7 protein-coding genes and 1 tRNA gene are annotated in these 5,576 nt (G+C 70.9%); all 8 read right to left on the bottom strand.

Annotated elements, in window-relative coordinates; genetic code table 11:
• Positions 1-20: 20 nt before the first annotated feature.
• Positions 21-923, bottom strand: coding sequence for an RNA polymerase sigma factor SigF (locus tag CCN29_RS22370; RefSeq protein ID WP_006132789.1), 903 nt, complete (start codon positions 921-923; stop codon positions 21-23).
• A 246-nt stretch (positions 924-1,169) separates the two neighbouring features.
• Positions 1,170-2,006 carry an RNA polymerase sigma factor SigF gene (locus tag CCN29_RS22365; RefSeq protein WP_086684022.1) on the bottom strand — a complete coding sequence of 279 codons (837 nt, stop codon included), beginning with the start codon at positions 2,004-2,006 and terminating at the stop codon, positions 1,170-1,172.
• 187 nt (positions 2,007-2,193) lie between these two features.
• Positions 2,194-2,487 (bottom strand): Dabb family protein, encoded by a 294-nt coding sequence (locus CCN29_RS22360; RefSeq protein ID WP_006132793.1) that lies wholly within the window; start codon positions 2,485-2,487, stop codon positions 2,194-2,196.
• The gene (locus tag CCN29_RS36120) at positions 2,487-2,663 is read right to left on the bottom strand and encodes a hypothetical protein (RefSeq protein ID WP_006132794.1); all 177 of its coding nucleotides are present in this window, start codon (positions 2,661-2,663) and stop codon (positions 2,487-2,489) included. The genes CCN29_RS22360 and CCN29_RS36120 overlap by 1 nt, the downstream gene beginning before the upstream one ends.
• Positions 2,664-2,787: 124 nt before the next feature.
• Positions 2,788-3,786: an alpha/beta fold hydrolase gene (locus CCN29_RS22350; RefSeq protein ID WP_242782090.1), complete on the bottom strand. Its 999-nt coding sequence runs from the start codon at positions 3,784-3,786 to the stop codon at positions 2,788-2,790.
• A 184-nt stretch (positions 3,787-3,970) separates the two neighbouring features.
• A tRNA-Ser gene (locus CCN29_RS22345) sits at positions 3,971-4,055 on the bottom strand.
• A gap of 45 nt (positions 4,056-4,100) precedes the next feature.
• Positions 4,101-4,532, bottom strand: coding sequence for a tRNA adenosine(34) deaminase TadA (gene tadA, locus CCN29_RS22340; RefSeq protein WP_225656764.1), 432 nt, complete (start codon positions 4,530-4,532; stop codon positions 4,101-4,103).
• Between the two features lie 71 nt (positions 4,533-4,603).
• Positions 4,604-5,140: a tRNA adenosine deaminase-associated protein gene (locus tag CCN29_RS22335; protein ID WP_006132799.1), complete on the bottom strand. Its 537-nt coding sequence runs from the start codon at positions 5,138-5,140 to the stop codon at positions 4,604-4,606.
• Positions 5,141-5,576: the final 436 nt, after the last annotated feature.

The following is a 5,576-nucleotide window of genomic DNA, read 5'->3' as shown; positions in this document are numbered from 1 at the left end:
CTCGGTTGCTGACGCGGACGTCAGTCCGAGATGAGCCCCTCCCGCAACTGCGCCAACGTCCGCGTCAGCAACCGAGAGACGTGCATCTGCGAGATGCCCACCTCCTCACCGATCTGCGACTGCGTCATGTTGGCGAAGAAGCGCAGCATGATGATCCGCCGCTCACGCGGTGGCAGCTTCGCCAGCAGCGGCTTCAGCGACTCCCGGTACTCCACGCCCTCCAGCGCCGTGTCCTCGTAGCCGAGGCGGTCCGCCAGGGAGCCCTCGCCGCCGTCGTCCTCCGGGGCGGGGGAGTCCAGCGAGGACGCCGTGTAGGCGTTCCCCACCGCGAGGCCGTCGACGACGTCCTCCTCGGACACGCCCAGCACGGCGGCGAGCTCGCTCACCGTCGGGGAGCGGTCCAGCTTCTGGGACAGCTCGTCGCTGGCCTTCGTCAGCGCCAGCCGCAGCTCCTGGAGCCGGCGCGGCACCCGCACCGACCAGGACGTGTCGCGGAAGAACCGCTTGATCTCCCCGACCACCGTCGGCATCGCGAACGTGGGGAACTCCACGCCCCGGTCGCAGTCGAAGCGGTCGATCGCCTTGATCAGCCCGATGGTGCCGACCTGGACGATGTCCTCCATCGGCTCGTTGCGCGAGCGGAACCGCGCCGCCGCGTACCGCACGAGCGGGAGGTTGAGCTCGATCAGCGTGTCCCGGACGTAGGCGCGCTCCGGGCTGTCCTCGTCGAGCACGGCGAGCCGCAGGAACAGGGAGCGGGACAGGGTGCGGGTGTCGAGGGCCGCCGTGTCCGGGAGGTCCGGAGCCGGTGTGGCGGCGAGGGCCGGGCCCTCGTCGATGGGGCCGAGTGCGTCGAGAGCATGGGGAGCTGACTCGCTCTCCGCGAGCGTGAGCACCTTCGAGCTGCCCTGTTCTGCGGACATGCCACCCCCTTTGGGTCGCGGGACGGTCGCGGCGGACGCTCCCGAACCGGGGAACGCAGCCTTCACCTGAATACCGGCGCCGAGGCTCCGGCAAACGCGCTTCCCGCAGAATGTCACATGTCGGCAACGCGCTGTAGTGACATGTCGACATCTGAGATACGAATCAGCCCTGCTGGCAAGGGGTCTGACGCCGTATCGGGCGGAAAGAAAGAAGATTGCCGCCGTCGGGTGATTCGCTCGTGGCGGTTACGCGTCGATCCTGTTTGCGGATCGCAGTCGCTGGAAGCTCCGGGCCAGCAACCGGGACACGTGCATCTGCGAGACGCCCAGCTCGGCGCTGATCTGGGACTGCGTCAGGTTGCTGTAATAGCGCAGCAGCAGGATGCGCTGCTCGCGCTCCGGCAGCTGCACCAGGAGGTGCCGGACGAGGTCGCGGTGCTCCACCCCGTCCAGGGCCGGGTCCTCGTAGCCGAGCCGGTCCAGCAGGCCGGGCATCCCGTCGCCCTCCTGCGCGGCCTCCAGCGAGGTGGCGTGGTACGACCGGCCGGCCTCGATGCAGGACAGCACCTCCTCCTCGGAGATGCGCAGCCGCTCGGCGATCTCGGCGGTGGTCGGGGTGCGTCCGAACGCGGTGGTGAGATCCTCCGTCGCGCTGTTGACCTGCACCCACAGCTCGTGCAGCCGGCGCGGTACGTGGACGGTGCGGACGTTGTCGCGGAAGTACCGCTTGATCTCGCCGACAACGGTCGGCATCGCGAACGTCGGGAACTGCACGCCCCGCTCCGGGTCGAAGCGGTCGATGGCGTTGATGAGGCCGATGGTGCCGACCTGGACGACGTCCTCCATCGGCTCGTTGCGGGAGCGGAAGCGGGCGGCCGCGTAGCGCACGAGCGGGAGGTTCGCCTCGATGAGCGCCGCCCGCACGCGGGCGTGCTCCGGCGTGCCCGGCTCCAGGTCCTTGAGCTGACCGAACAGCACCTGGGTCAGGGCCCTGGTGTCCGCGCCGCGGCGCTTGGCGGGGGTCTGGACCGCGTCGGGGGACACCTCGTCCTGGGGCGGCGCGGAACTGGCCGACACGGTCAACGCCACCTCTTCAATCGCTCACATCGTCGTCAACTCATCCGTCAAAAGCGGTCATAGCATCACAAGACTGACTCACTGTCGCAAGCACCGCATATTCCGTGTTGAGGGCCGGGAGCGGGTGCGGAACGCGGCGAGGCCCCCTGCCGGCAGGGCAGGGGGCCTCGGTACGCGGAGCGCGGACGGCGCGTCAGAACTCGTAGTCGGCGATCACCCACGTGGCGAACTCGCGCCACAGGCCGACCCCGGCCTGGTGGTCCGGGTGCTCCACGTAACGGCGCAGCGCCTCGGCGTCGTCGAACGCGGAGTTGATGGCGAAGTCGTAGGCGATGGGGCGGTCGCTGATGTTCCAGGCGCACTCCCAGAAGCGGATCTCCGGGATCTTCCCCTCCAGCGCGCGGAAGGCCTCCACGCCCGCGACCACCTTCGGGTCGTCGCGGCGGACGCCCTCGTCGAGCTTGAAGAGCACCAGGTGCCGGATCATCACTTGCCTCCCGCGGCCAGCCACGTCATGAAGTCGCCGATCGCCTTCGCGGCGTCCGAGATGCCCTGGAACCCGATGAGCACGTAGTCGGCGGCGGTCTCGGGATCCGTGATGATCACGTACAGCACGAAGACCACCAGCAGATAGACGGCGGCCTTCTTCGCGTTCACCGCCATCGCGGCCCTCCCCTGTCACTGCTGTCACACGAGCATCGAGCGGGCCCATGATCGCACGAAGGGCCCCGTCTGACGACGGGCTCTTCCGGGCGCCCCGGCGAGGGGCGACCCCGCCGCGGCGCCGTCAGGTACGGCGGGCGCGGACCGTGATCACCGTGCCCGCGGCGACGGCGAGCACCGCCGCGCCGCCGAGGACCGCCGTCCGGCCGCTCGTGCCGGTCTCGGCGAGGCTGGGCCGTGAGTCGCCCGCGGCACGCAGGATCAGCTCGGTGACGTCGGCCGGGTTGGTCTCCATGACGGCGTGCGGCGCGTCGACCTCGACGGTGGTGGCCTTGGCCCGCTCGGCCATGAAACGCAGGTTGCCGGTGCCGATGGTGCGGTCGTCGGTGGCGACGAGGTACCAGGACGGGATGGTCTTCCACGCGGCCGCCCGCGTCGGCTCGTTGCCGGAGGCGGCGGTGGCCGGCCGCTGGGTGGCGGCCAGCACCCGGGTGCGGTTCGCGTCGAGCCGGTCGCTCAGGAAGACCTCGCCGAACTTCTCCGGCTTGAGGTACAGATCCACGTTCGTCGGCTCACCGCCGAGCGGTACGGCGTTCAGCGCGGTCGGCACCGGCGCGTCCGGGTCGTCCGTCACCCGGCTGCCCGGGTACTTGGCCGCGAGCTGGAAGGCGGTCTCGCCCTGGTCGGGCGCGAACCCGGCGATGTAGACGAGGGACTCGACGTTCGGGTTGCCGGCGGCGGCGTTGGTGATGACGGCTCCGCCGTAGGAATGTCCGACCAGGACGACGGGACCCTCGATGGTCCTGAGCCGGGCCGCGAGGTAGTCGGCGTCGCCGGAGAGGCTGCGGAGCGGGTTCGCGGTGGCCACCACCGGGTAGCCCCGCGCCTGGAGGCTCTCGACGATCCGGTCCCAGCCGGAGGCGTCCGCCCAGTATCCGTGCACCAGTACGATCGTCGGCTTGCCGCTGCCTGACGTCCCGTCAGCGGGTGCGGTGCTGCCGCTGCCGCTGCCGCCTCCGCCCTCCGATGCCAGGGAGGGGCCCGCGGCCATCAGGGCTGCGACCGGAAGGAGGACGGCGAGGGGGAGTGCCCTCCGGGCGAGGGCGCGTCGTATGTGTGCCATGACTCTTCTTCCTCGGGGTTCTTCGGAGAGAGAAACTGCTGGCAACACTGCGTTCGGGCGACGGACGCGGCATCCCGGATATGCCATCGGAGTGACAATCGGTCACGGACTGTGAGGGGTTGCCCGTGTCCGGCCGGACGACGACGAAGGGCCCGGTCCATCGGACCGGGCCCTTCGTCGAGAGCGGTAGCGGAGGGATTTGAACCCTCGGTGACTTGCGCCACACTCGCTTTCGAGGCGAGCTCCTTCGGCCGCTCGGACACGCTACCGAGGGAGACCTTACAGCACGGTGGCGCGTGGTTAGAAATCCGTATTCACCGGCCGCGGAAGAACTCTGTGAGCAGCCGCGCGCAGTCCTCGGCGAGCACGCCCTCGATCACCTCGGGGCGGTGGTTGAGGCGCCGGTCGCGGACCAGATCCCACTGGGATCCCGCCGCGCCCGCCTTCTCGTCCCGGGCGCCGTAGACCACCCGGTCCACCCGGGACTGCTGGACCGCACCCGCGCACATCGTGCAGGGCTCCAGCGTGACCACCAGCGTGCAGCCGGCCAGCCGCCACTCCCCGGCCCGCTCGGCGGCCCGGCGCAGCGCGAGGATCTCCGCGTGCGCCGTGGGGTCGCCGCCCGCCTCGCGCTCGTTGTGCGCGCGCGACAGCACGGTGACCCCGTCCGCGGCCAGCACGACGGCGCCGACGGGAACGTCCCCGCCCGGGACGGCCTGTCGGGCCTCGTCCAGGGCGAGTCGCATCGGCTCCCGCCAGCGGTCGCGCACCGGGTCCGGGAGGGCGCCGGGCGCGGGGGTGGCGGTCGGCGGCACGGTCAGCGGACGGTCTCCAGGACCTCCGAGGCGCCCAGGGCCTCGGCGATCTCCGAGACGGCGTCCTCGGTCATCGAGCGCAGCTCCTTCTCGGTGACGCCCAGGTCCTCCAGGACCTGCGCGTCCCCGACGGGGCCGTGCGGTACGGACTCGCCGGAGGCGGTGGTCGGGCCGCCGTCGGCGTCCTCGTCGTCCGGCTCACCGTCCTCCGTGCCGTCGAGGTCGAGGGCGTCCAGGTCGGGGACGTCGTCCCCGGGCTCCCTGCCGAGCAGTTCGTCGGTGAGCAGGATCTCCCCGTAGCTGCTGCGGGCGGCCGCCGCGGCGTCGGAGACGTAGATCCGGGGGTCCTCCTCACCGTCCACGCGGACGACGCCGAACCAGCCGTCCTCCTGCTCGATCAGCACGAGCACCGTGTCCTCGTCAGGAGAGGCTTCCCGGGCCAGGTCGGCGAGATCCGACAGGGTTTCCACATCGTCGAGCTCTGTGTCGCTCGCTTCCCACCCGTCTTCGGTGCGCGCGAGCAGTGCGGCGAAGTACACCGTGACTCTCCCACTGGTCATAGGCGTGCCGGTTGGGGGTCCCCCCGGCGGAGGTGTGCGGGCGGTATGCGGAGCTCCGACACCCCGCCCACTGGGAATCGTGGCAGAAACAAGGCCATCAGGGGACGTCTTCCGCTCCCTGTGTCCGGCAGTTTCGATCGCAGTGCGCCGTGTGGGCCCCGGAAGGACTCACCAGCGCACTTGTTGCCGCCACGACCGGATCGTACGCGGCTTTTCCCGCCGCTCGGGCGCGGCACTCTCCGACGATGCGCCGGGCCCGGGACGGGGCCCGCAATCACAGGCCCCCGGGCCCCTCGACTCCGTCCCCTCACCTGGCCGAACGTGGCGTGTCGCTCGTGCCGCTCGTGTCGCCGGTGGATGCCTGCGGCGCAGTGTTGCGGTGCGGTGGGGGTGCGCGCAGCGCCCGGGGTGGGGT

The organism is Streptomyces pseudogriseolus (genome assembly GCA_002154585.1).
Lineage (GTDB): Bacteria > Actinomycetota > Actinomycetes > Streptomycetales > Streptomycetaceae > Streptomyces > Streptomyces pseudogriseolus.
Note: the sequence above shows the minus strand (reverse complement) of the source record. Positions and strands in the feature narration are given on the sequence as shown.

Bases quoted from the DNA above. Each gene is read 5' to 3' on its own strand.
- CCN29_RS22370 (WP_006132789.1), bottom strand. From the start codon at position 923: ATGTCCGCAGAACAGGGCAGCTCGAAGGTGCTCACGCTCGCGGAGAGC.
- CCN29_RS36120 (WP_006132794.1), bottom strand. From the start codon at position 2,663: ATGGCGGTGAACGCGAAGAAGGCCGCCGTCTATCTGCTGGTGGTCTTC.
- CCN29_RS22350 (WP_242782090.1), bottom strand. From the start codon at position 3,786: ATGGCACACATACGACGCGCCCTCGCCCGGAGGGCACTCCCCCTCGCC.
- tadA (WP_225656764.1), bottom strand. From the start codon at position 4,532: ATGCGACTCGCCCTGGACGAGGCCCGACAGGCCGTCCCGGGCGGGGAC.
- CCN29_RS22360 (WP_006132793.1), bottom strand. From the start codon at position 2,487: ATGATCCGGCACCTGGTGCTCTTCAAGCTCGACGAGGGCGTCCGCCGC.